The sequence below is a fragment of the Shouchella miscanthi genome (genome assembly GCF_007725405.1).
Taxonomy (GTDB): domain Bacteria; phylum Bacillota; class Bacilli; order Bacillales; family Bacillaceae_D; genus Shouchella; species Shouchella hunanensis.
The window spans coordinates 849,446-875,740 of the sequence record NZ_CP042163.1 but is presented as its reverse complement, the minus strand read 5'-3'; the positions used below and the strand labels follow the sequence as shown (position 1 = coordinate 875,740).

22 protein-coding genes and 1 riboswitch are annotated in these 26,295 nt (G+C 40.5%); of the genes, 5 read left to right on the top strand and 17 right to left on the bottom strand.

What is annotated here, in order from left to right; all coding sequences use genetic code 11:
* Nucleotides 1–38 precede the first annotated feature (38 nt).
* Nucleotides 39–141, bottom strand: a riboswitch (TPP riboswitch).
* Nucleotides 142–440: 299 nt separating this feature from the next.
* Nucleotides 441–1,805, top strand: a complete 1,365-nt coding sequence (locus FPV17_RS04150) for an FAD-dependent oxidoreductase (RefSeq protein ID WP_060704920.1) — start codon at nt 441–443, stop codon at nt 1,803–1,805.
* Between the two features lie 185 nt (nt 1,806–1,990).
* On the opposite strand, the gene FPV17_RS04145 is transcribed toward FPV17_RS04150, so the two are convergent.
* The 9 genes from FPV17_RS04145 to FPV17_RS04105 form a co-directional block, all read right to left on the bottom strand.
* Nucleotides 1,991–3,913, bottom strand: a complete 1,923-nt coding sequence (locus tag FPV17_RS04145; protein WP_144558203.1) for an endonuclease MutS2 — start codon at nt 3,911–3,913, stop codon at nt 1,991–1,993.
* A gap of 362 nt (nt 3,914–4,275) precedes the next feature.
* The gene (locus tag FPV17_RS04140) at nt 4,276–4,965 is read right to left on the bottom strand and encodes a response regulator transcription factor (protein WP_144558202.1); all 690 of its coding nucleotides are present in this window, start codon (nt 4,963–4,965) and stop codon (nt 4,276–4,278) included.
* Between the two features lie 141 nt (nt 4,966–5,106).
* A complete protein-coding gene (locus FPV17_RS04135) occupies nt 5,107–6,225 on the bottom strand; it encodes a sensor histidine kinase (protein ID WP_060704921.1) in 1,119 nt (372 codons plus the stop codon).
* Nucleotides 6,226–6,372: 147 nt separating this feature from the next.
* Nucleotides 6,373–7,233 carry a D-alanyl-D-alanine carboxypeptidase family protein gene (locus FPV17_RS04130; RefSeq protein ID WP_186370726.1) on the bottom strand — a complete coding sequence of 287 codons (861 nt, stop codon included), beginning with the start codon at nt 7,231–7,233 and terminating at the stop codon, nt 6,373–6,375.
* 398 nt (nt 7,234–7,631) lie between these two features.
* Nucleotides 7,632–8,069, bottom strand: a complete 438-nt coding sequence (locus tag FPV17_RS04125) for a hypothetical protein (protein ID WP_144558196.1) — start codon at nt 8,067–8,069, stop codon at nt 7,632–7,634.
* 182 nt (nt 8,070–8,251) lie between these two features.
* Nucleotides 8,252–9,088, bottom strand: coding sequence for a metal ABC transporter permease (locus tag FPV17_RS04120; RefSeq protein WP_060704923.1), 837 nt, complete (start codon nt 9,086–9,088; stop codon nt 8,252–8,254).
* On the bottom strand, nt 9,025–9,741 hold the full coding sequence (locus FPV17_RS04115) for a metal ABC transporter ATP-binding protein (RefSeq protein ID WP_035397136.1): 717 nt from the start codon (nt 9,739–9,741) through the stop codon (nt 9,025–9,027). The genes FPV17_RS04120 and FPV17_RS04115 overlap by 64 nt, the downstream gene beginning before the upstream one ends.
* A 171-nt stretch (nt 9,742–9,912) precedes the next feature.
* Nucleotides 9,913–11,454, bottom strand: coding sequence for a metal ABC transporter solute-binding protein, Zn/Mn family (locus tag FPV17_RS04110; protein WP_144558194.1), 1,542 nt, complete (start codon nt 11,452–11,454; stop codon nt 9,913–9,915).
* 63 nt (nt 11,455–11,517) lie between these two features.
* Entirely contained in the window at nt 11,518–12,504 is a 987-nt protein-coding gene (locus FPV17_RS04105; RefSeq protein ID WP_144558192.1) for a ZinT family metal-binding protein, read from the bottom strand.
* Between the two features lie 542 nt (nt 12,505–13,046).
* Between FPV17_RS04105 and folE2 the strand changes: the two genes are divergently transcribed.
* Nucleotides 13,047–13,940: a GTP cyclohydrolase FolE2 gene (gene folE2, locus FPV17_RS04100; protein ID WP_144558190.1), complete on the top strand. Its 894-nt coding sequence runs from the start codon at nt 13,047–13,049 to the stop codon at nt 13,938–13,940.
* Nucleotides 13,941–14,084: 144 nt separating this feature from the next.
* On the opposite strand, the gene FPV17_RS04095 is transcribed toward folE2, so the two are convergent.
* The 8 genes from FPV17_RS04095 to FPV17_RS04060 are packed head-to-tail and all read right to left on the bottom strand — an operon-like array spanning nt 14,085 to nt 22,568.
* On the bottom strand, nt 14,085–14,960 hold the full coding sequence (locus FPV17_RS04095) for a fumarylacetoacetate hydrolase family protein (RefSeq protein WP_144558188.1): 876 nt from the start codon (nt 14,958–14,960) through the stop codon (nt 14,085–14,087).
* Nucleotides 14,957–16,141 (bottom strand): amidase, encoded by a 1,185-nt coding sequence (locus FPV17_RS04090; RefSeq protein ID WP_060704926.1) that lies wholly within the window; start codon nt 16,139–16,141, stop codon nt 14,957–14,959. The genes FPV17_RS04095 and FPV17_RS04090 overlap by 4 nt, the downstream gene beginning before the upstream one ends.
* Before the next feature lie 7 nt (nt 16,142–16,148).
* Nucleotides 16,149–17,774, bottom strand: a complete 1,626-nt coding sequence (locus FPV17_RS04085; protein ID WP_144558186.1) for a PucR family transcriptional regulator — start codon at nt 17,772–17,774, stop codon at nt 16,149–16,151.
* Nucleotides 17,775–17,791: 17 nt separating this feature from the next.
* The gene (locus tag FPV17_RS04080) at nt 17,792–18,829 is read right to left on the bottom strand and encodes an ABC transporter substrate-binding protein (RefSeq protein ID WP_144558184.1); all 1,038 of its coding nucleotides are present in this window, start codon (nt 18,827–18,829) and stop codon (nt 17,792–17,794) included.
* Between the two features lie 19 nt (nt 18,830–18,848).
* Entirely contained in the window at nt 18,849–19,631 is a 783-nt protein-coding gene (locus FPV17_RS04075) for an ABC transporter ATP-binding protein (protein WP_144558182.1), read from the bottom strand.
* Entirely contained in the window at nt 19,631–20,458 is an 828-nt protein-coding gene (locus FPV17_RS04070) for an ABC transporter permease (RefSeq protein WP_144558181.1), read from the bottom strand. Before FPV17_RS04070 ends, FPV17_RS04075 begins: the two co-directional genes overlap by 1 nt.
* Before the next feature lie 14 nt (nt 20,459–20,472).
* Nucleotides 20,473–21,486 (bottom strand): amidohydrolase family protein, encoded by a 1,014-nt coding sequence (locus tag FPV17_RS04065; RefSeq protein ID WP_052008186.1) that lies wholly within the window; start codon nt 21,484–21,486, stop codon nt 20,473–20,475.
* Nucleotides 21,483–22,568: a ring-opening amidohydrolase gene (locus FPV17_RS04060; protein ID WP_246117123.1), complete on the bottom strand. Its 1,086-nt coding sequence runs from the start codon at nt 22,566–22,568 to the stop codon at nt 21,483–21,485. Before FPV17_RS04060 ends, FPV17_RS04065 begins: the two co-directional genes overlap by 4 nt.
* Before the next feature lie 297 nt (nt 22,569–22,865).
* On the opposite strand from FPV17_RS04060, the gene FPV17_RS04055 reads away from it, so the two are divergent.
* The 3 genes from FPV17_RS04055 (at nt 22,866) to FPV17_RS04045 (ending at nt 26,293) form a co-directional block, all read left to right on the top strand.
* Nucleotides 22,866–23,720 carry a glycoside hydrolase family 16 protein gene (locus FPV17_RS04055; RefSeq protein WP_246117122.1) on the top strand — a complete coding sequence of 285 codons (855 nt, stop codon included), beginning with the start codon at nt 22,866–22,868 and terminating at the stop codon, nt 23,718–23,720.
* A 286-nt stretch (nt 23,721–24,006) separates the two neighbouring features.
* The gene (locus tag FPV17_RS04050) at nt 24,007–25,053 is read left to right on the top strand and encodes an amino acid ABC transporter substrate-binding protein (RefSeq protein WP_144558179.1); all 1,047 of its coding nucleotides are present in this window, start codon (nt 24,007–24,009) and stop codon (nt 25,051–25,053) included.
* A 64-nt stretch (nt 25,054–25,117) separates the two neighbouring features.
* Entirely contained in the window at nt 25,118–26,293 is a 1,176-nt protein-coding gene (locus FPV17_RS04045; protein ID WP_035397118.1) for an amino acid ABC transporter permease, read from the top strand.
* Nucleotides 26,294–26,295 lie beyond the last annotated feature (2 nt).

Sequence of the window (26,295 nt, the reverse complement as noted above, 5' to 3'; positions counted from 1 at the left end):
AACACTTCTTAATGAAAAGAAGTGTTGAACAGACCATACCTATTGCTCAACCACTTCCCTCCGCTAGCATCATCTAGATCAGGTTCATAAGGGTTAAGACTTCATCGTCTCTCTCAGCATGACGCACCCCTAGTGGTAGGTGTATGTAGTTTATTACAGTATTCTCTTCCTCCAGTGTACCAAAACAACAGCTGTTTTCACATCTATTAAACGATCGTATCGAACATACAGGCTATAAATCATTCCACTAAATCATTTCAAACTTTTACTTGCTCACCATTTCACAATATGTTATTCTTACATTGTAAGCAGCTGAAATGAACATCACTTCTATTTGCTCACTTTTTCACAAAGTTAAATTGTTGGAGAGAATGTTTCTCTCCTTCCTGTGTAAAAACGATTGTTCAGTATTTCACAATATATTTTAGGAGGCTATTTCTATGAAAATTATTGTTATTGGTTGTACACATGCCGGGACACAAACGGTCAAAAATTTGCTCCGTCTTCATCCTGATGCAGACATTACAGTCTACGAACGAAACAACAACGTTTCCTTTCTTTCCTGTGGGATTGCACTAAATGTTGGCGGTGTTGTAAAGAATGCAGAAGACCTATTCTATTCGTCTCCAGAAGAGTTAGAAGCCCTTGGTGCAACGATGCACGTTCATCACAACGTTTTGTCGATTAATCGACAAGCAAAAACCATTGTTGTTGAAAACCTTGAAACAAATGAAACGAAGCAAGATCATTATGACAAACTAGTTTATACGACCGGATCAACGCCGATTGTCCCACCTATTTCAGGGATTGGGTTAAAACATATTCAGCTTTGCAAAAATTATGCACAAGCACAAGACATTATTAAGAAAGCGGCTCATGCTACTAACATTGCTGTAATCGGGGCTGGTTACATTGGTGTAGAGCTAGTTGAAGCCTTTGAAGCTTACGGAAAGCACGTGACATTTATCGAGGGTTCTGATCGCGTTTTAAACAAGTATTTGGATCGTGAATTTACAGATGAAGTTGAACAAACGTTAACGAATCACGGTATTCAATTGGCACTTAATGAGAAAGTAGAATCATTCGTTGGCGATGATGACGGTTATGTAAAGTCTGTTCAAACAAGCAAGGCTACCCATGATGTTGACCTGGTTATTCTCTGTGTTGGCTTTCGACCTCAAACGGAATTAGTAAAAGACGAACTAGATACGTTATCCAATGGGGCACTACTCGTAAATGACTATATGCAAACGAGTGACCCTTCGATCTTTGCGGCTGGGGACAATTGCTCAGTATTTCACAATGCTGCGCAGCACCATGCCTATATACCACTTGCAACGAACGCAACTAAAATGGGCACACTTGTTGCTTATAATATTATGCAACCCACCATTCGTTACCGTGGTACACAAGGAACATCTGGCTTAAAGCTTTATGACCTTCATATGGCATCAACCGGTCTTACAGAAGATGCAGCGGCAACGTACGGTTTAGATGTTCGCTCTACAACACTTATTGATCATGAGCGACCAACCTTTATGCCAACTGCAACAGAAGTCAGACTTAAGCTTGTGTATGAAAACGAGACAATGCGTCTAATTGGCGGTCAGATTATGAGTAAAAATGACCAGACTCAACTCATGAATACCTTATCTGTCTGTATCCAACAAGGTATGACCGTTGAAGACCTGGCTTTTAGCGATTTCTTCTTTCAACCACACTATAACAAGCCTGTTAACCTTCTTAACACCGTTGCGTTAAAAACATTGGCTGAACAAGATCAGATTCAACTACAAACTCAATAAAAAAACAAGACGTAAACAGAAGCATTTGATGCAACTAAAAAAGACGAATGACTCCTATGAACAGCACCCTAACATTGAAGGGAGCCTATCACTATGGTCATTCGTCTTTCGTTTTTTTCTCTTCGTTCTAATTTTGAACATTTCTTGTTGCAGTCTTTCCTCAAGCACATTCAACAGAGTTGGCTTTATTCCTCTAACCAAATACCGTCCATATGCTTGCGGCTCTGATCATTTTTGACTTTCCGATAGGTTTTGCTTTTAAAGATAATATCAAAGTCATAGTCTTCTGGATACAGCTCTTCCGCTGAAATATGCAATGTCAAGCGCTTATGATTAATCGTTCGCTTGTCATCTTTAACTTGTACGATATAGTTCCCCCTTTCATCAGGGCCTTTATAAACAATTGCGGTTTCATTCGTCGCTTGAATCGTCACATTGTCCCCTTGCTGGAATGTTTTCACGTCAGAAGCGAGGACTTTTTTTTGTTTATTTGCGTGACGATTAAAAATAACTTGCTTGCGAAACGCTTCGCTTTGAAGCGCCTCAGCAGAAAAGCGGTCTTGATAGGAACTCTTTTGTCCATATGAAATTTGATGCGCTTCATCAACAATACTCGGATGTAAGCCTAATTTAAGTGCGATCTCAAAAGCCTGACTTTTACCACTTTCACCTATTAATAACCGATATGTTGGTTGTAAACTTTCTACATCAAATTCCATTGAGCCGTTAATGAAGCCGTCTGTGTCGTCAGCAAAGCTCTTCATTTCGCTATAGTGGGTCGTAGCAAATAAGGTGGAACCTTTTTTATATAACTGGTTTAAAATTGTAATGGCTAAGCCCATTCCTTCATTTGGATCTGTACCAGAGCCAAGTTCGTCAAGCAAGACGAGTGATCGATCATTAGCTTCTCGTAATATCTCTATAATGGAAACCATTCTTGAACTAAACGTGCTTAAATTATCCTCCATACTTTGCCCATCACCAATATCAACAAAAATGGTTTGGAAGATACCAATCTGACTACCCTTTTCAGCAGGAATCAGCAATCCTGCCTGTGCCATTGCAGTTACTAATCCAACGGTTTTCAATGTTACGGTTTTTCCACCTGTATTCGGTCCGGTAATGACTAACGCACGATCAACAGCTCCACCAAAGCTTATCGTCAAAGGAACCGCTTTTCGACCTAAGGCCGGGTGTCTAGCACGTATGAGCTTAATCGTTCGATCGACTGATAAAGAAGGTTTTGTTCCTTCTATTTCCCGACAATATTTTGCTTTAGCAAACAACACATCGTACTCATGCATGACATCCATTGCAATAGAAATGGTCTGTTCTTGTGCTAATAACGCTTCTGTTAGTTCGAATAAAATTCGTTCTACTTCTGCTTCCTCTGCATAGGTGTACAAACTCACCTCTTCTTGAATATCGCTCACTTCAGACGGTTCCATAAACAATGTTGAGCCGGAAGCTGATGTATCAAGGACCGTACCCTTTACTTTATTACGGTATTCTTTTTTTATTGATAGTACGTATCGACCTTGGCGTGTGGAGACCATCTTATCTTGCAAAAAGCTTTTGTATTTCCCTCCATTTACAAGGTGCTCCACTTTATTTTTTAATCGTTCTAAAGCCACTTTCTTCTGACGACGAAGGTAACTTAATTCTTTTGACGCATACTCATCAACTTGACCATTACGAATGGCTGAGGTAAGTTGTTCCTCTAGTTGTGAAAGATCATCAATCGAAAACGCATAGCTACTCACCAATGGCGCAATCTCCTGTTTATCATTCATAAACCGCTTTAACTTGCCGCAATGCTCTAAAAAAGAAATCACCCTTGTAAATTGATCCGCGCGAATAAACAATCCTTTCTTTGCTTGCATAATCATTTGGGCAATATCATCTACAACGTGTATCGGTACACTGCCGCTACGGGTCAGAATACGGATAGCCTCTTCTATTTCAGTCATCCTGTGCTCCATTTGACTTTGATTCAGTAGAGGCTTCATCTGAAGAATCGTTTCACGTGCTCGATTCATCCGCGTATGCTCAGCCATCTCCTTAAGGACATCATTAAACCCTATCGCTTCTAAGGTTTGTTGTTTCATGTGCATTTCCTCCTTTTTTGCTTGTATAAGGAACTGTGCGAACGATTATCCAGAGACGACAAAGAGACCGCTCTGAACACTCGTTCACAGCGGCCTCTTTAAAAAGTACCTACCTATTGTAGGTAGACTTCAAGTAGGACAACTCTTACTAGTAAACGTGTTCTTAACTCCTTGAAATGCCATGACAAAATAAGCGTCACCAGTACGCTAAAAAATCGCATTTCAAGCTATCCAATTCATGGATTAGTTAAGAACCACCAGATACATAAAAGTTGTCTCCTTTATACGTGCAATAGTTAATACACACCTACTATAGATCTTTTCTTATGTGGAAGTCAAGGGACTTCTTTTTTTATTGAGCCTTAAACAGATTCAATTTTGTAGCCGACTCCCCAGACGGTTTGAATGACTTTATACCCTAACGCTTTTTCAAGCTTGTCTCGCAAGTTGCTTATATGCACCATCACAGTGTTATTTGAATCATAGTACTTTTCCTTCCAAACGCTTTGAAAAATGGTCTCTGAGTCAAACACTTGGCCCGCTTGACTAGCAAGGAGATATAGTATATCAAATTCCTTAGAAGTTAATTTCAGTTCATTTCCATGCACTCTAGCTTGATATTTCTTTTTATCAATGGTTAAATCGCCTAACTCAAGGATGCCACCTTCTTTTGGAGCGCCGTGATAGTAGTACGCTCTTCGTACTAACGCCTTCACACGAACAACGAGCTCAAGAATGTTAAAAGGCTTACTAACATAATCATCGGCACCAGTCATAATTCCTGTAATTTTATCCATGTCTTCCGATTTTGCACTAATCATCAGAATAGGTAGGCTATGACTCCGTCTAACGGCTTGGCAAAATTCCAACCCATTCATTTCATGCATCATTACATCTAAGACGATTAAATCAATAGGATGCTGTTCCAGTTGTTTCATTGCTTCCACACCATTGCTAGCCATGACCGTGTTGAAGCCTTCATTTTTCAAAGAAAAGTTAATGAGATTTGCTATATCTTGGTCGTCGTCTACAATTAAAATCTGTTTAGACAAATTCGCTCACATCCTTTTTGCGGGTTGATGGATATCGTCTACAAGCACTCCATACGAGTTGACAGGCTAGGTCGTTCGTAAGGGTGCATGCATGTTTGTCCTCTCCATATAGGAGATGTTCCTTCGTCTATGGGAGAATTTTCACGCTTCCTTATGTACAATAGGTAAGGTGATAGAAAATGCCGTTCCTTCTAAATCACTAGTTACACGAATTTCACCCTCGTGTAGTTCGACAATATTCTTTGCAATGGCTAATCCTAATCCAGAACCCCCAGTGTCTTTTGAACGAGATTGATCCACTCGGTAGAATCTTTCAAAGATAAACGGAATCTCAGACTGAGCAATAGGTTCCCCGTAATTTCGAATTTCCATTTCCGTTTCTTTCGTGCCTTGATGAAGAGTAATGTCAATAAACGGTGCGTCAGCTCCATACTTGATTGCATTTCCGATAATGTTTTCAAGTACGCGCGAAAGCTTTTCTCCATCCACATATTGCTTCACTTCCTGATCTGGCAAATCCATTCTAAAGCTTAATTTCGCTTCTTCCATTTGCAAATGAAAATGAGAAGCAATTTGCTTGATCACTTCTTTCAGGTCGATGTAGTCTTTATTTAACATGAGCTTCGGGTTTTTCGTTCGGATGTATTCAAATAAGTCGTTGACCATTGAGTTCATTTGCTTCGTTTTATCATAGGCGATGTCTGTAAAATAGCGTAAGGTTACTTCATCTTTATATTGATCTCTCTCGATTAAATCGAGGTAGCCCATAATAGAAGTAAGAGGTGTTCGTAAGTCATGTGATACATTTGTAATTAATTCTGTTTTCGATTGCTCAGCAATTCTTTCTTCATGCACAGTGTTTTCTAGCCTTTCAATTAATTGATTCACTTGTCTAGCTAATTGACCTAGTTCATGATTCTCTTTTACCTCGATCCGTTGCGAAAGCTCGCCACCTGCCATCTGCCCAAGATCTTTTTCAATCTTCACGAAGTAGTGTATGTACCTGTGTCCAATGAACCATATAGATAGGACGATTCCGACAAAGAATAATACATTTATCAGATTGAATAATTCATAACTATAAAAATTAAGTGTTGCGTTAAAAGCTGCTGCAATTCGATCAAATACATTTATATAGTAGTTTAAATCTGACACTTGATACGTGAAGTAAAGCCCTGCAATAGCTACGCTTGTAAGAAAACCACTTATAAATAACAACATCACCATTTTAAAAACTAAAGCCACATACCGACTAGTCAACGCCATTTTCCTCCTTTTAGATCCGTTGTGTCCAAGACACCAGCATATTTCATTATAACCTTAATCACGCTCACCATTACGAACGCATTGTTTTTCACTTTATAGAGCATGTAGCGATTCGTACCATACTGCTTGCTACACATGCCATTATCTGTCAAGAGATGCTTCTAAAGGAGGTGTATACGGCTCATCAAAAGCAAGAGATAAGAGCTTCTGTGTTTCTACAAAACGCGCATTATAGTTTTCAGTTCCTAATACAACTGTAATAAACCGCTGTCCATCTCTACTTGCCGTCCCTACAAAGCAATATCCCGCTTCATTGGTATAGCCTGTCTTAAAACCATCCAACCCATCAAAAGCAAGGTCTGGTGTCGTCAACATATGATTGGTTGTATGAACACGTTCACCTGAAAATGTAAGGGTGTGAGATGACTTTGCTGTATCTTGCAGAACCTCAGGAAATTGAGTAATTAACAACTGCGCCAACACAGCAATATCCCGCGCACTCATTTGATTGCTCTTTGTATTTGACTCTGTCAGTCCTGTTGCGTTAACAAACGTGGAATTTGTTAACCCAATTTCTTTCGCTTTTTCGTTCATCTTTTTCACAAACTCTTTTTCACTATCTGCTAAATGTTCAGCTAACGCAACTGTTGCATTATTAGCGGATGGAAGTAGCATCGCCATGTATAAATCATGAACGGGGACGTTATCTCCTTTTGATAGAGAAATGTTCGCACCTTCTTTCGCTGCTGCTTCACCACTTATTTGGACAAGATCATTCCAATCAACGGTACCCTTTTCGATCTCTTCCAATATGAGATACTCTGTCATCATCTTTGATATGCTTGCAACAGGAACAGCTTCATCAATGCCTGAGTCAATTAATAATTTATTCTGATTTACATCTAATAGCAATGTTTTTTCAACTGTAGAAAATAAAAGGCTATAGGCTAGTAAAAATAAGCTAATAGGAATCATTCCAACTGCTACCCATTTTTTCATCATTTCCATCAACTCCTTCTAAAAGAAGTCTACCTACCAAACCATAAGAAGGAGAAAAGAAAACCTTAAGAATCTTAAAGAATGATTGCAAAATAAGCATTCGTACTGCTACTAATGAAAAAAGATGAGAAAATGTACGACCTATTTAATTCGGGGTTTAAATCATGACAGAATGGGAATAGTACTACATACTTACTCTTTAAGCTTGCTCTTCCCCCTGAGCAAGCTTTTTTCTATGGGCTTTACGGTCTCTTTATGATTTTCATTATTGATTCTTCTTCACTAAGTTAAAATGAGATGAGTGAATAAATCAATTTATTATAAGCATGTAAAAAGGCAGCCAAATCGGCTGCCTTTCTCGGGTTAGAACATATATAACGAGAGTCAAAGATTTAGTGATTTTAATACCATTCAATCGAACCTAAACTTTCGATGTAAGCGGTCGCTTCGTTATCCTCAAGTAACGTATAAACACCTGACGGCAATGTCACTCTCGGATCATTAAAATCGATCGAAAAGCTCCCTCCTCCATCAACTTTTACATAGACCAAATAAGAGTCTAGCGCTTTTTGATTTACTACTTGTCTCGTTTCTTGTACATCTAACGCATGTACTTTTTCAAGCAATGTTCCAATATCGTTGGCGTTGCGCAAATAACCTACATGAATGACGTTATCTTTGTAGTGATTAATCTCAATTTGCTCAATCTGGATTTCGTTAAATAGCTCAGCCATTTCTTCACCAATCGTTGTCGGTCCTGGCCCCCTCTCTAAATATTGAGAATAGCCAACAAGAACAATAAAAAAAACGATAAGAACAATAACAACCGTTCGTTTCATCTATAGCACCCTCTTTCAACCTCTTATACGGTCCAATAGATAAACTAGTTTCACCACACTTCTTATTCTTTTACAATGAGAGTCAATAAGAATCCCCTTCAAAAAAACACGTTATACCTGTAAGAAAAGAAAAACCCAAAGAATGAACGCATACAAGTCCATTCTTTAGGTTACGTAACAACTTAACGACGAAGTGAATGACGACTAGATCTAAAAAGCCTTAAAGCTCGCTGAAAAACAATCACGAATCCTAATATTGCTATGAGAATTAACGTGATGGTTGCTCCTGGAGGCGTTCCATATTCATATGAAGTGAACAGACCACTAAGCATTCCTGTTAAAGCAACAGGAATACCTAATAAGATGGTGCTTGAAAAACGTTTACTTAGTCTCATAGAAATCGCAGCTGGTAAAATTAAGATTGCCGACACCAATAGAGCTCCAACGATAGGCATAATAATAGCAATCGTAACTCCTGTTAAGACATTAAACATTATAGACATTGTTTTCACTGGTAGCCCTGCTGTAAAGGCGGTTTCTTCGTCAAAAACCATTACGTACATGGCTTTGCGCAGTAAAGCGTATAGAATTAAAATGATACTTGCCAACGCCACTAACATCCATACTTGTTGTGAACTAATGGTTACAATCGATCCAAACAAAAATTGATTGATGTTCAACGTGGTACCACCTTGATTGAGACTCATTAAAAATAGAGCTAACGCCATTCCAGCAGACATTAAAATCGCAATGGAGACTTCCGAATAACTACGATAAAGCATTCGCAAATACTCTAAAACAATCGCAATGACCATTACCATGAATATATTCGTCCATGTTGGATTAATGCTAAGTAATAAGCCTAATGCGACTCCCGCTAAAGAAACATGAGCAAGTGTATCTGCCATTAGAGATTGCCTTCTTAAAATAAGAAGGAGACCTAATAGTGGTGCAATTAATGAGATGAGAAGTGAGGCTTGGAAAGCTCTTTGCATGAATCCATAGAAAAACATCTCCAAGGTAATCCCTCCTTCCGAACTAACTCAATATGTTTGTTACAATATTTCCTAAGTTCTTCATGATCATGCGAAACCATTAGAATACTTTTACCATGTTTTTCGCAATTGTGCTTAAGCAGTTTATAAAATTCTTCTCTTGATTGACTATCCATTCCCGTAGTTGGTTCATCAAGAATAAATAGATCTGGATCGGTAGCAAAAACACGAGCGATCGATATGCGTTGCTTTTGCCCTCCAGATAACTCTCCTATTTTTTTGTGACGCATCTCCCACATTCCAACTGATTTAAGGGAACGTTCAACTTGGGCTTTATCGTTCTTAGTTAACCTTGTAAACCATTTGCCTCTTTGATATCGACCCGAACTAACTAACTCCCATACTGTACTAGGAAACCCAACATTAAAGGAGGCGACTTGCTGAGGAACATAGCCAACGATTAATTCTTCCCCTAAATGGTTAGTAGGAGATAACGTTACGTTGCCTATCGATGGTTTTAGTAAGCCCAACATATTGCGAATTAACGTGGTTTTCGCAGCACCATTCTCTCCAGTAAGCATAACAAAATCTCCTGGACTTAATTCGAATGAAATGTTGGTTAACACTGGTTCTTTCTCATAATGAAAAGTGAGGTTGTCGACTTTAATATAGACCATGCTTATCTACCTTTCTTTTTTCAGTAACGGCGTACAGAAACACCATTCTAGAATAATGGATTTGCAAAAGAGGAACATCGGTATAAAAAGAGGCAGACGCATTATCCATTTACTGACTCCACGATTGTTTACAAAAATCCATACGCTAGAATGGTTTCGTTTTTCACAAGATTAGTAGATACTTATTTGCAATGACTCTAAATTGTGTCGCATCGCTTCAATGTAACCTAAGTCATTTTCGAGTAATTCCTCTGATAACACTTCTAAGTCATAAAGTACAGCCGTATCTGTTCCTGTTTCAGTCGCTACGGTTTGCGCAATTGCAGAGCTAGCTCCTTGTTGATAATAAATAACTGGCACACCATGATCTTGTACTAAGTCAGCAATTTCTGACATACGGGAAGGGCTCGGCTCAACTTCAGTAGATAATCCCCCTATGGCAATTTGATCTAAATTGTAGCGTTCGGCAAGATAACCAAATGCTTGATGCTGTACAACAAAAACACGATTTTCAGCCCCTTCCAAGGTGGAGCGATAATCTTCATCCAAGCTTTTCAGCTCCTCAATAAACGCCTCTGCATTTTCCTCATAAACATTCTGACCATCAGGATCAGCTTCAATCAATGCGTCACGAATGACAAGAACTTGATCTTGGGCTAACACTGGATCAAGCCAAATGTGTGGATCCAAATCATCGTGATCATCAATTAATACAGAAACAGGTTGTGATTCTATATAAGCATTGTCTTCCTCATCATAGAGAACAGCTTTCACTTCAAAACTTTCCCCAGTTGTCTTATATTCGAAATGATCGGTATCTTGGTCTTGTACAGCTTCCCAATCCTGACTTTCTTCTTCCCTAATAAACCATTTCCACTTATCAAAACTTGTGTTTTTATGCACGTCTGCTACTAATGTAACCACATCTCCAGTATGATAATGATCTGCTAAACCGATAATATCAATCTCTTCGTTCGAATTTACCTGCTCATTATCTTCTTCACTATGGTCGTGATTGTGGTCCTCGTGGTTTGAATCGTCATTTTCATGATTATCAATACGAATCTCTTCCGGTTGCGATTCAGCATACACATTGTGGTTATTATCATAGATTACTGCTTTTACTTCAAAACTCTCCTCAGGCGCATCAAGATTTAGAGTTTCTGAATATTGACCCGACAAAGCAGTCCATTCCTCATCAGGAGACTCTCGTTCATACCAGTGCCAGTGATCCAAGTTTACATCCTCAGAAAGAGTGGCCGTGATTTCAATCGTGTCTCCTGTGTGATAGTGATCTGCTATGCCGTTCATCGTCACCTCGGCCTCTTCGTAATGTTGCTCTCCGTAATCAAGCCCATCTGCTGCACGAGCAACGATTAGATCATCATTTTCTATCGCATTAAATAAACGATTAACCCAGAATTCCATTTCCTCACTGCTATAAACAAACACATCTGTTTCGTTCATGGTTGCAACATCTTGAGCACTTGGTTCATAATGATGCGCATCTTGGCCTTCTGATACCATTAATTGAACGTTCGCACGGTCACCAGCCACTTGTTTTGTAAACTCATACATTGGCAAAAAAGAGGCTACTACTGAAATTCGAGAATCGTCACTAGTGTTGTTTTGCCCGTCTTGCGATTGACAACCGGAGAGAACCGCTATTGCTGCGCAACTTGCCAGTATCGGTCGATATACTTTTTTATTCATCCCTGCTACTCCTTTTAAACAAAAATAGGAAGAAAAGCGAAACGCTTTTCTTCTCAAAGATTATTAGTGCGCTAGTTGATCACGTACAATGCCATCCGCATCTAATTCAGACGGGTAATACGTTGGCCAATGGGTTACCTCTTCGAAGAGTTCCTCTTTGTCATCTCCCCAATACAAGTGGAAATGACTTGAAGGTGTTGGAAAAATAATGTGATCACTGAATTGAATGTATTGAGGCATCTCGTCATCCCCTTCAGCTAGTTCGTATACAAAACGAACACCACGATTTCCTTTTTCATAAGTTAAAATTTCGTATCCATCATACTCATACTCACCAGAGTATTCTTCATCGTTTTCAAAGAATGTAACGTGGCCATTATCAATAATAATTCTTTCTACATCTGTTTCATATCCAGTTGTATAGTAGTCTTTATACTCTTCTGCAGTCATACTTCCTTCTTCTGCTTTATGTTCAAAGACTTCATCTAAATCACCGCTCACAAGATACGGATAAACGGATTGCCAATCGCCATCCCAATCTGATAATTCTCTATCTTGAACTTGCTCATCATCAAAATAGCCTTGATAAATTTGTCGACTCTCCTCGTCATGACCGTGGTGGTCGTCAATTACAATGGTTACAGCTTCTGATTCTGCGTACACATTGTGATCATCGTCATAGAGAGTTGCTTTAATCTCTAAGCCATCAGTAGCTGCTTCATCGCTAAATGTTTCAGATTGTTGTCCAGACGCTACTTCCCATTCTGTTTGACCAGGTTCTTTTGTATACCAGTGCCAATGGTCATAATCAACATTTTCAGAAGTTGATGCCGTTAATTCGATGGTGTCACCTGTATGATAGTGATGACCTAAACCTTCTATAGCAATCTCTCCTGTTTCATTTGCCTCAGCATCATCAGAAGAATTGTTTGTAGTATCTTCTTGATTGGATCCAGTATTATTTGTTTGTTCAGTTGAATCCTGACAAGCAGCTAAAGTTGTACTTAGCGCTAAAACACTAACCAATATAAATGACTTCTTCAACCTCATCACCCTTCCCTTTTTCAATATTAATCGTAATCATTACGTTTTATAGATTATATTGTTGGCATACACTTTGTCAAGATCGTTTTTTAATTTTATTTGTCACTCGATTCATCACTATTTCTTTTGAATGAATTGGATTAAACCGTCTGAAAGCAAGAAGTACCATTTTTTTGAGATGATCGTTCCCTCTAGAACCATTAGCAGACTACTTACCCTGTAGATAGCTAAAAAATATGGTAAAACCTTTTGTGCTTCAAACGGTTATGATCCAAGCAACAGACGTCCTCCCCATATTCTAGTAGTCTATTTCATCTATTTCTTTCTCTACTTCGAAAAATCTAGATTCTTCTTGCTTTTCCAAAGAGACTTATCCTATAATTAAATCGTAACGATTACGGTTTGAAAGGTGCATTTATGACATGCTAACAATTAAGATTCCTCCATGGTTAATGATACGATAGAGACATAACCTTCGAACGAACGGATGTCTGTAGATACAATTAAGAAACAAACAATGTAGAACGAAAGTGAGTTGAGCGCTTATTATGAAAATACCTTTGAAAGCAGAACGTCATAAGTTATTTGGTTCTGTTTCACCAAGCGTTAAAACCAAGCCAACTGAAAAAGAACATATGCAGGATATACAAAATACACATAAGGACTTTCTATTCGACGTTCATTTTGTAGGGGTTGCCAATGTTAAACAACCTATACAAATAAAAAGCACATCAAGCCCAGGCATTCAAACAACCGTAGCTACTTTTTCAATAGGTGCACAATTAGATCGATATGCAAAAGGCACCAATATGAGTCGTTTGATAACAGGCCTTGAAGAATTCAATGGTCAACACAAAACCTTATCTCTTGAGTCACTAAAAAATCTAGCACGATCGTTAGCTGATCGTTTAAATCAAGACATGATTGATATTCACGTTGCTTTTCCATGGTTTTATTCAAGAGAGGCGCCGACCTCATTACAATCTGCTTATAATCATTCTGAGATCGAGATCTCGCTAAACTACTCTAAAACACTAGGGTTTAAAACAGAATTAACCCTAACATGCTTAGTAACGACTCTTTGCCCTTGTTCAAAAGAAATCAGTGAGTATAGCGCTCATAACCAGCGTGGGGAAGTAAAAATGAGTGTGGAACTATGTGAAGACTTTGACGAAGCCAAAATAGATTGGAAGAATGAATTGTTAGGAGCAGCGGAATCAAATGCTAGTGCGAAGATTCACCCCATTTTAAAGAGGCCAGACGAAAAAGTAGTCACGGAGCAAGCATTTGAGAATCCTCGCTTCGTTGAAGATTTAGTAAGACTTGTTGCTGCCGATCTTTATGAGTATGACTGGGTAACCGCCTTTAAGGTCACCTGTCAAAATCAAGAATCCATCCATCTGCATGATGCAGTCGCAAAAATTACATATACGAAGCGCTAATCGTACAAGCACTTAGGAGATCCCTATTTCTCATAACAGGGAGATGACACAAACTTCATAGAAATCAGGACTACCTTCCTTTTTCTGTGAAGTTTGTCATTTGCCACTTTAGTATTCTTTATACATAGCTAAGAAAGATGAGGATTAAGAAAGTATCCCTTTGCTCGCAGCCTTGTTTTCTAACTCCTTACTGAACCCACTAATACGACAAGACACTACAACGCCATCCCGCAAGACGACCGCTCCAGGTGTACCAGTTAGTAGGATATCACCTGGCAAAAGGGTCATCACTTCTGAATGAAAAGAAACAATATAGGCTAGGCTATACCGCATGGCTCCTATCCGATTGGTATGCTGCTCCTCCCCGTCCTGTAGTGTCGTAACGTGAATATCATCTAAACATGGATATTCATCTAAACTAACAAGTTCTGAACCGAAGCTAAAGAACGTGTTAAAGCTTTTTGCTCGTGTCAGATAGCGTAAGTTTTCGGCGTGGATGTCTGCTTCAGTCATGTCAAGGGCGGCTGCAACCCCAGCTACATAGTCAAGTGCATCAGCTTCTGACACTTCCTTGCACGTTTTTCCTATGACGAGTGCCAGTTCTGCTTCTGCCGTCGTATTTTTAGATAAAGGAGGTATTTGAATGAGATCTCCCGCCCCTATTAAACTAGTGTCTGGTTTCATAAAGCTAACAGGAGCAACCGTATTTGAAGCAAATTGATCCTCATCACCTTTCCTGTAGTTCATACCAATTCCCCATATTTTTCGTGGATGTCTATAGAGGGGGGCAGGTGCCCATTCTTCTAGAAAAGGCAAAGAAGAATTTGCTAGCGCTTCTTTTCCCTCATGTACATACCAGTTTTTCAGAGACTCATACTGTCCTTTTTCCAGTAAGGAAAAAACCGTTGTTTCGTAATGAAATTGAAAATGGTCGTTCAAGGCAAGGAGCGGAATTAGTTTCCCATCAAGCTCAATCGCTCCTTGCTCTTCTTCATTCGTTTTATAGGATACAAGTTTCATAACAACACCTCTTCTTTTTCTTGTACGCTTCGTGCAAATTGCAAAAGTGCCAAATCATTGTGCTTGTGTGCTAGAAAAGACAGACCTACTGGTAAGCCATGAACGGTTAAGCGCGGCATTGTTACTTGTGGACTTTCAGCCAACCCACTAATAGCCGTCAGTTTAAATGTATTCGTCCGATGCACTTCTAGGTCGCTCGGGTCTGTCCCAACCAGCGGCGCCACATCTGGTGAAGTTGGAATTGCTAACAAACCACCGTTTTTTAATCGTTCTTGTAGCTGGGATTTAATGATGAGGGCTTGTTCTTCTGCACGCCTTTGCTCTTCTATCGTTATCGTACTAGTCCACCGAAATCGAGTAGCAATGTCATCTGCAAATGTTGGCTGCTGCGTTTCGATCCATTCCCTATGTGTTTGCCATATTTGGTAGCCTTGCAACGTGCGAAAAGTCTCCATGTAAGTGTCTAGCCGATCTGTTGTTAAACGAATTGAGACAATGGTTAACTCTCCTACCATTGCTTTTAACGCTGCTAAGAAGGCTTCTGCCACTTGAGGCTGCACAAGTTGTAATGCTTCTTCAGGTACATATACGGTTGAAAAGGCCGTTGGCTGTTTATCACTTTTTGGTAACAGGACGTTTCCTACGTTTTCTAGCAAAGAGGCAGAGCGTGCAAACCATCCAACTGTATCAAAACGAGCAGCAAGTGGAATAACACCTTCTATCGAGACAGCGTTATGAGTAGGCCGAAAACCATAAATACCACAATAGCTTGCCGGAATACGAACCGAACCAGCTGTATCTGTACCAAGAGCAAAATCAACGGAACCGTCTGCTACAGCAACAGCCGATCCACTAGAAGATCCCCCTGGTATACGGTCGTTTGCCACAGGATTAATTGGCGTTCCATAATGAACGTTTTCTCCATTTAAACTAAACATTAATTCATCTGTTAACGTTGTACCAACAAGGGTTGCCCCTTCATGTAAGAGTTGCTTAATAGCCGGGGCATAGGTGGTCGCTGTTTCATGCGTAGCAAGCCAGTCAGGATTCCCAGCACTAGACGTGTGCCCTTGAATATCAAACACATCCTTCACAGCAAATGTATACGTATGTAAACTTCCTTCCCTTTTGTTCTCCTTCACGCTCCAACCTCTTTGTATAAATGCTCGTGATTCCATCATTTCATCATCATCCTCCTTTAAATAAATGAGTAAATCGAAGTTTTAAAGCTAGCTGAAGTTCTAAGCATGCTTCTGCATCTTGCAAATCGATTCCAAGTAATGTTGAAATTTTCTCCAAACGGTACACAATCGTATTGTAGTGAGCATATAAGGTGTCAGCAGTGGCGCGAACATTCTTGTTATTCTTAAAAAAAACATCTAATGTTTCGAAATAAAGGGCATCATTTCTTGTGCTTCGTAATGGACCAATTATTTCTTCAAGATAATGAGCGACTTCAGGCGTTTGTGGTAAATGGTATAGGAGCTGATAGACATGTAAATCGTCATAGTTCACTACAGGCGCTGTTAACTGATTATGTTTTGCGATGGTCTTTACATGATAAGCTTCATTAAAGCTTTGCTTAATGTGAGCAATGTCTTGAACAGCTCTTCCCCCGTAAAGTTGATAAAGGGGGCGTTGACCGTCTTTCTTGACGATTCGGTTAACAGCCGTTTCGATGATCTGAAGCATGTTCGGTATGCTTGCTTTTTGTTTCACACATAGCAGCATGACAAACGCCTTATCTAATGATGTTCCTACTACTTGACCGTGTGACTGCATTGTCATTTTCTTTAAGAAAAGTTGAAATGCCGTAACATCAGAAAATACTCCTCCTTCCAGATCTAAAATAACGGTTTGGAACCACTTATCTTTTAAATCTAAATCGAATGAATGGGCGCGTAGATCAATTTCATAATCCGAAACAATGTCTCCAACAACTAATTCTTTAACAAATTGGTTTAAATATTTTTGTTCAATTCGTTTTCTAGCCGTTTGATTGGTCAGCTCGATACTTAACATTGAACTCACTTTATCTAGTGTCATACAATCCACTTCCGTGAGATCAACATTCGTCTCAATACATGCTATATAGGGAACAAAGTGAATAAGACCTTCCGATACAAGAGGCACACAGTAACATTGAAACGATTCGTCTCTAATCGTAATCGTTGTTTTACCAATGCCTGCTTTTGCTTCTAACGTATGGTTAAGGTGGAGACACTCTTTCGGTTCTAACACTTGCTCAAACAGTGGTGCAGTAAGCTGTTCCTCAAAATCCAGTACCACAATTGGATTGCCAATCATCTGTTCAATTCCTGCCAATAAATCAGGTAAAGAATGATCACGATTTAGTTGATCCATAAAGACTTGTACGCGATGATACAAAGTGACTAGATGCTCAGATTCCTGATAAAACACTTCTTCCATTGCTACCCTCACGACATCAGAAAATATGGTTTGTGGACGGATTTCAATGACTGGGAAAGACAACTCGCGCGCACGGCTCAAAAGATCTTCTGGAATGACATCAATAAAACGCTCCACTTTAATACCCATTCCGGTTACCCCTCTGTCATGAAGGGCATCGATCAGCTTCTTTAAATGGATGGTATTGTCCTTAAACAAATAGCCTGTTGTCATAACAAATTCTTCTGGACGCACAAATTGATCAATATCCGGTGAACCCATGATGTTAATTCTTGAAATTCGGTTTCGCTTATTTTGTTCACCCGTTATTAACTGAGCACCATGTAAAGGCTCAAGCTCAAGCAGGCGCTCAATCGTTAGTCCTCTTTTATGAAAGGTGCTCATCTTTATCCACCCCGCTACTAATCAAGCTGAAAAAATTCATTCGTAAAATACGCTTCTGCTTCTTGTTTGTCTGAAATTAACCCACTGCCCTCTAAAATGGTTAATGTTTCAGCAATATTCTCTTCTGCTATCCAGCCAAACGGTACTGAGTCAAATTGAGCAATTTCTTCAAGCAACGTCAATTGTTCTCTGACGATCTCTTCATCAACAGCATCTGGAAATCGCTCTGCAGATATGGCGACAGCTTCGTCTATATGTTCCAATGTATAACGGAATGCCTCATCCATCGCTGCAAGAAAACGCGCTGCCGTATTTGGATTGTCATTCAGAAACTGATTATTGCCGATCACTGTTAATCCCGCTAAATCAAATTGATACTCACTTAAATAAAGTGAAGTCAATTCATAGCCCAGTTCTTTCTCAAATACCGGCAGTTCATTTGTTGAAAAGATCGCTACAGCATCGACTTCTTTTCCTAAGAACAGACCGTTCCGAGCAGAAGCTTCTACTTGCACGGCCTCTACTTCACTGGCATTTACATTCTCTTCTTCCAAAAAGCGCGGAAAAATATTCGTAAAGGTCGATGCAATGGCCATTGCGATTGATTTTCCTTCTAAATCTGTCGGAGTTTCCACTGGGGCATCTGGGTGTGAAGCAATCATTATCGGAGAAGAATTCATGTACGTTGCAATCATTGTAATAGGCATCCCTTCTTCTACTCCTTGAGCTGGTTCAACAGTTGATGTAATTCCTAAATCATCTTGACCCTGAGCCACTGTTTGCATCACACTTGTCGAGCCATTTCCTTCAAGTACGTCGACATTTAACCCGTATTCTTCAAAAAAACCTTTTTCTTGTGCAACGTAGAAAGGAGCAAACTCCCCTTTAAAACGCCAGTTTAAGCGGAGCGTAATATCTTCCACCTCTGGCTCTCCAATTTCACCTGTGTCAGCATTTACCGTTGGATTAGCTAAGGAGCTCCCTCCTTCATTTCCACAACCCGCCAGTAAGCCTACGAAGCACCCTGCTACTGTATAAGGAATAAATCGTTTCATTTTTTTCCTCCTTTTCTGCTTAAGCTTCCGCCAAAATGCCCTGCGTTTGGAAAATGGATCGGATGGTGGATACCTGTCCAGTAAATTCAGGCTCTTTTCTTGTATCACCATTCCGTGGACGAGAAAGTGTAGATGGAATTTCTTTTACAATGGAACCCGGTCGTCCAGACATCACAACCACTTTATCTGATAGAAACACAGCTTCCTCAATGCTGTGAGTAATAAAAACGGTTGTAAATTGATACGTATCGGACAAGCGCAACAAATCGTACATCATTTGCTCTCGTGTTAATGCATCAAGAGCACCAAAGGGTTCATCCATTAGCAATAGCTGTGGATCTTGAATAAGTGCCCGACAAATCGCTACTCGCTGTTTCATTCCACCCGATAACTCATGCGGATATTTCTGTTCAAACCCTGCTAACCCGACGCTTTTCAGTAGCTGCATGGCTTTATCAACAGTTGCTTTTTTTTGTTTCTTCCCATGCTTGATTTCAATTGGAAACAACACGTTATCAAGAACCGATCGCCAAGCTAACAAGACATCTTTTTGGAATACGACCGCCATATCGTCACGATGGTTTTCAAGATTTGCTCCATTCTTTTTAATGGATCCTGTTGACGGCTGTTCAAGGCCTGCGATAATACGCATCACTGTGCTTTTCCCACAACCACTCGGACCAACAATGGAAACAAACGAACGAGAGGCAATCGACAGATGCACATGAGATAGCGCTTGTACTTCACCTGTTCTCGTTTGATACACTTTACCGATATGATTTAGTTCAAGGCTCGTAGTCATTACCGCTCACTCCCCGCTTTATTGGCGCTATACCAAGGCATTATCCATCTTTCAAGTAATTGAACTGCTCCGAACAACAACATTCCTATAAGCGCAAGGGTAAATAATGTCGCAAACACAAGGGGTGTATCAAGTCTTGCGTTTGCAGTGAGTTGCAAATAACCAAGACCCCGTTCCGAAGCGACAAACTCCCCGACAACGGCTCCCACAACGGCTAATGTGACGCCTACTTTTATTCCTCCGAATAGATGAGGAAGAGCATTCGGTAATCGTAAATAGAAGAAATTTTTCCACTCTGAAATGCCAATTGAACGTCCGAGATCATGCATGTCTTTATCTAATGAACGAAAGCCAGTTACAGCATTTATGACAATAGGAAAAAAAGAGATTAGACAAGCGAGCAAAATTTTTGTCGTTAACCCATAGCCAAACCAGATGACAAGAATGGGCGCAATCGATACCATAGGAATACATTGAATCGCAATCAAAATTGGGTATAGGGCGTTTGCCAAATAACGAGAGTACACAATTGCAATGGCGAGAGGAATGCCAATAGATAGACTTAGTGCAAAGCCTAATCCTACTTCTGCAAGTGTTGTCAGCGCATGAGAGAGTAATAATTGTGATTCGCTTAGCACACGCGTGAAGATACTTATTGGCGATGGCAGTAAGTATTGGGGAATGGCTAACAGCATCGTTGCTAACTGCCAAACAAGGAAGAAACCGATTAATGTAAATCCTGCCCACAATGAATGTGGTACTTGAATACGTTTGACGCTTTTTGGTTTTGCTTGTTTCATCCACGTTGTCTCTGTTTTTGATTGCATCGTCACTCCACCTCTCATGAGTAAATCGTTTTTTCCGTTGACGTAATCACTGGCACATCTGCGAGCAAATCACTGAGGCGGTCCACCTCGTAAGCCACGTTCCGATTAAGCCCCTCAATCGCTAGCGCTACCTGTTGATTCATTGGATTAGCGCTTAACCAAGATAGCAACTGTTCGATTTCTTCTTTTTCGTAGAAACGCTGAACATAAGCAAGCAATTGGCCGTATTGCAACATATTCCCGCTACCTAAAGGATTAAAGTAGTCTCGTAGATTGTCAGAACCAACCTGTATGGGTACACCTGCTTTTGCCAACTCCTTTACTCTTGTCAATTTCCTAGTCGCAATAGCCGTTGGGCAAGTGGTCACCGTCATACCAGCATCCGCTACCTTTTCAATCGTTTGTTTAGCGAGCTCATCTTCTACATTTGCAAGCGAACAACAATGTATAGCTGTCACCTTCTGTTTATAGCCGAGGCGGTTCGTAATATCTGCTAAATAGGGAAGATTAAAATCTTGCGGATTGCCTGTTTCATCAGTGTGGAATTCTATCCAATTAAGATTCTTCTTCTCTGCTAGTGCAAAAATGTTATGAATATGAGCTTTTGCATCCTTATCCATGCTCGTATGGCCGCCTATGCCATTCACATCTAGCTTAAGCGCTTCTTCTAGCAACAACTTTGTTTCAGGAAAGCGATCAAATCCTTCTTGGTTAAATGCAATAATGTCGAGAACCACTCGATCCTTCCATTCTTGCTGTACTTCTAGCATCGCCTCAATCCCTCGAAGCTCAACTAACGGATCGACATCTACATGGGTTCGCACGTACGTAGTGCCGTGTGCGATCATTTTTTCTAGCGCTTGATTTGCCGCTCGTTTCATATCTTGCTTCGTCATCATCACCTTTGCGTCACGTGTCCACTCCGCCCTTACTGAGGCAGGTGCATCTTCGTACCGATTCGGTGGAATAAGAAAGCCTTTATCAAGATGGGCATGATAGTTTTTCCAGCCTGTTTGAATGGTCTTCATGCTACACCTCCTACAATTCGAACAATGGGGGCAATGAGATTAGCACCTTGAGGACCTTGGTGCTCTGATCCTGCTGAACAAAGAATTCTCGTTTCGCCTACATAGCTGCCGACAACCGCATTGGCAACGGCTTTTGCTAAAATTCCGGCATGCATGCTTAATGCATCGGTATGCATGGTATGGCGTTGACCACGAATATCTGGAAGCGCATCTGCTCCAGCATTCACAAAGACCTGTATCACTTTTTCTTGCTGTGCTTTTGTAAGAAACCCGTCTGCTTTTAATCCAACATCTTCAAATGCCTGTTGCAAGCCGACTAAATCAAGTGCATCATCCATCACACCGGCACCAATCTTTAGCTCACTTACAGAAGTGACTGAATTCCCCATGACAATCACTCTTGCCGCGACTTGCTCTTGTCCTGCAGAGACACTTGTTTTTGTTGAATAAAGTGAATGATCCCTGTTTACACTTGCTTCTGTTAATTTGGAACGGTCAACCTCACCTAGTGCGACGGCAGAACCTAATGCTGCAGCAGCCTTTGACAAGCTTCCACCTTCGCCCCAGGGGCATTTAATTTCAACACATTTAACGTCTTCTAGCTGTTCAATATTCGCTTCTTTTATAGCCGCTTCTACTGCTTCACATACAAGATCCACTTGGGCTAATGTTCCAATTTCTTCTTTACGTAGTGGTCGTGTTGATTGGACGCCAAAGCTAAATCGCTTCGTACCGTCACCTACTTGCTCACTTTCTTTCTTTAAGAAAAGGGTAAAATGCGGCGTCATTAACCCCCCTGTCTTTCCAATCATCATCATAGGAATGGAAGCAAATACCTCTTCCTTGCTAATGTCTAAACGTTCTGATAATAATTGTTGGAAAGCAAGGGTTGCATAGCCTCGTGCGTAGCCATCTCCCTCGGTTTGAGCTATGATCGCTTTAATCTCTTTCGCATTTACCTGATTTGTATCAAGTAACGCTTCTAAAGCCGTCACATCTCCTGGATGTCTCATATCACATCGAATCATATCGTAGTTCATTCCAGTCACCTCTTTTTTAGCTGTTGGTTGAATTTCTTTCATTCTAGCAACACGAGGAAACGAAGTAATGGTGAACCATTTCCAAATTTATCGATTCATTCTTAGGAAGTTTCACTAATAGTAGCGCACCTTGTTATATCCAAACTACAAGTACGTTATAAAATCTAACGATCGAACAGACAAAAACCATTTTTCTACATTAGCCATTCTGATTCGCCATGATTTTCCCAACCTCGTTCTTTTTTTCCCAACTGTGCAAGAAACCTCTAGCTTTTATACTTATAACTAGAACAACTTCTCATGAAAGCAGACACCTTATTTCATTAAGGAGGAGACGACATGAAGAAAGTAATTGGAGCACTATCGATGGCTGCATGCGCCACTTTGTTCGCAACTTCATATGCTAGTGCAGAAGAGACTCAAGGTGAACCATCCATTGAACAAGAAGGTTGGAACTTAGTATGGAGTGATGAATTTGACGGAAATTCTCTTGATCCGTCTAAATGGCGGCATGATATTGGCAATGGACAGCCGAATTTGCCTGGCTGGGGAAATGAAGAACTTCAGTACTATAGTGATGATCCGAAGAACGTTCGTGTGCAAAATGGGGAATTAATCATTGAAGCACACCAAGAATCGGTTTCGGATCAATATGGAACATACGGGTATACATCTGGAAAAGTATTAACGGAAGGTCGCTTTAGTCAAACCTATGGTCGATTTGAAGCGCGAATGCGTTTACCGGCTGGACAAGGGTTCTGGCCAGCTTTTTGGATGATGCCTGAAAATGACCGGTATGGTGGGTGGGCAGCGTCTGGCGAAATTGATATTATGGAAAACGCAGGGGGGTCGCCTTACAAAATAGGCGGCGCTATTCATTACGGTGGTCCTTGGCCAGAGAATCAATTCCAAGCTGGTGATTACTATTTTCCTGCTGGTACTGATGCGACAGGTTACCACGAATATGCAGTAGAGTGGGAGCCAGGAGAAATTCGTTGGTATGTTGACGGAAATCACTATCAAACGATTAACGACTGGTACTCTACCGGCGGATCTTACCCTGCTCCATTTGATCAAGATTTCCATTTAATTCTCAACCTAGCTGTTGGTGGCTGGTATGGTGGGAACCCAGACGGTTCAACGCCTTTTCCATCCTCTATGGCAGTTGATTATGTGCGCGTATATGAGCGGTAATGCTATGTTTATAGAATCGTGAATTCAAGTAAACCCTTGGATTTACGGTTTTTTTATTGTGCTAGAAAATACAAATCTTAACGGAATATTTTGATCGAGATATGCATAAATACGAGTAAGACAAACACACAGGGAGGATGCTGAAAGGCAACACGTACAACGTACAAATCAAAAAATTTGTCAGATAATGTACCGATCATCACTAATTTGGTCCTTACTTTCTGTATGATGAAACGTATGTACAATCTATTTTAATTTTTGAAAATATTCAATCAGGGGGATGTTTATGAAAAAATATCTAATCGGCTCAGCGGCCGTACTGTCTCTTCTAGCTTTTACAGCATGTAGTGACGAAGGCGCAGATGCAGATGAAAATAGTGGAGGTACGCCCATTCTAGATCGTGTCAAAGACCGAGGAGAAGTCATTGCTGGTGTCAACGGAGACTTACCTGGGTTCGGGTACTTAGATTCCAATGGAGACTACCAAGGTTTTGACGTTGATTTTGCACGGGTCATTGCCGCAGCCGTTTTTGGGGATGCAGATGCCGTATCCTTTCGCCCATTATCTGCCCAAGATCGCTTAACCGCTGTACAGACAGACGAAGTCGATATTCTAGTACGAAATACTACAAATACGTTAGAGCGAGATGCTATGGGCTTACACTTTGGACCAACGATCTTTTATGACGGACAAGGCATTATGGTACGTGCAGATAGCGGCATTACATCATTAGAAGATCTTGAAGGTGCTCGAATTGGTGTTGACACTGGCACGACCACAGAAATGAACCTAGCCGATCAATTCCGCTTATTAGGCATTGAGTATGAACCCCTTCCATTCGACGGCCAAGATCAAGTTGTTGATTCGTACGAAAGCGGGAGTGCAGATGCATGGACAACGGATCGATCGGGGCTTGCCTCTCGCTTAGACACATTATCGAATCCAGATGATCATGTTATTTTACCAGATGTCATTTCAAAAGAACCTCTTGCACCTGTCGTAAAATCAACAGACGCTACTTGGTTTGACATTATGAATTGGTCTGTTTATGCGACCATTCAAGCGGAAGAGTTCGGTATTGATTCCACCAATATTGATTCCTTTATGGATTCAGAAGACCCAGAGATTCGTCGATTCTTAGGCTTGGAGGGCGCTCTCGGTGAACAGATTGGTTTAGAGAATGATTTTGCTGTAAACATTATTAAGCAAGTCGGCAACTATGAGGAAATTTACAATCGCCACATCGGACCAGATACATCGTTTGGCTTAGAGCGAGAAATGAATCATTTATGGACAAATGGCGGTCTACATTATTCCCCACCATTCCGTTAATTCGTTAATACTATTAACAAGGCCTGTCTCATCAGTCAGGCCTTCACATATTTGAGGTGAACTTATGGAAACAATGAAGCGAATCTGGAACAACCGACGCGCTAAAGATACGACCATCCAAGTGATTTTTCTCGTCGTTGTTTTTGCAGCGATCGCATTTATTGTCAATAACGTCATTGTTGGAATGAATCGACTTGGCATGTCTCTTGATTTTTCGTTTCTTAGCCGTACGGCATCGTTTGATATTTCAGGCGATAAGTTAATCTCTTATTCAGCAACTGATTCGTACGCGAGAGCTATATTAGTAGGAATTTTGAATACATTGCGAGTAGCCTTTATCGGTATCATACTCGCAACAGTTTTAGGAACAATCATTGGCATTGCCCGGTTAAGTAAAAACTGGCTCGCTCGCACGATCGCTAAAGTATATGTTGAAATCTTTCGAAACACGCCATTGCTCGTCCAAATGATTATTTGGTATTCAGCTGTATTTCTTACGTTGCCGCTCATTGAATCAGAAGTCACTCTCGGCAACGCACTCTATTTCAGTAATCGAGGTGTCGCCATTCCTTGGGTAGGTGATGCCACTTCTGCCACATGGATCTGGGGCTCTGTTCTCCTGATCGGATTTATTGTCGGTCTTTTACTCTATCGATTTAAATTAAAACAACAGATGGCACTTGGACAAAATAAGCGACCGTATCTCTGGTTGATCGGTGCCATTCTCTTTGCCGGGATCGCATCGTTTCTTATCACTATGCAAGGACCGTTTCAACTTAGCATTCCAGCTATAAATGAAAACGGTCGAAGTTATGTAGGGGGCTTTATCCTCTCACCTAGTTTTGGCGCCATTCTCATTGCCCTTGTAATGTATACAGCCGCTTTTATTGCCGAAATTGTACGGGCAGGCATACTCGGTGTGAATAAAGGTCAGCGAGAAGCTGCTTATTCCCTTGGCTTAAAAGAGTCAACAGCGCTGCGTCTTGTCATTTTTCCACAAGCCTATCGCATTATTATACCGCCGATGACGAACCAGTATTTAAATCTGACCAAAAACTCAAGCCTCGGCGTAGCCGTAGGGTATCCGGAAATTGTAACGATTGGAAACATTACGTTATCCCAATCTGGTCGTGCTGTACAAATGATTATCGTAATGATTGCATGCTATTTACTATTTAGCATTCTAACTTCTATTTTTATGAATCTATTTAACAAATTCACGCAACTAAAAGAGAGGTGAGC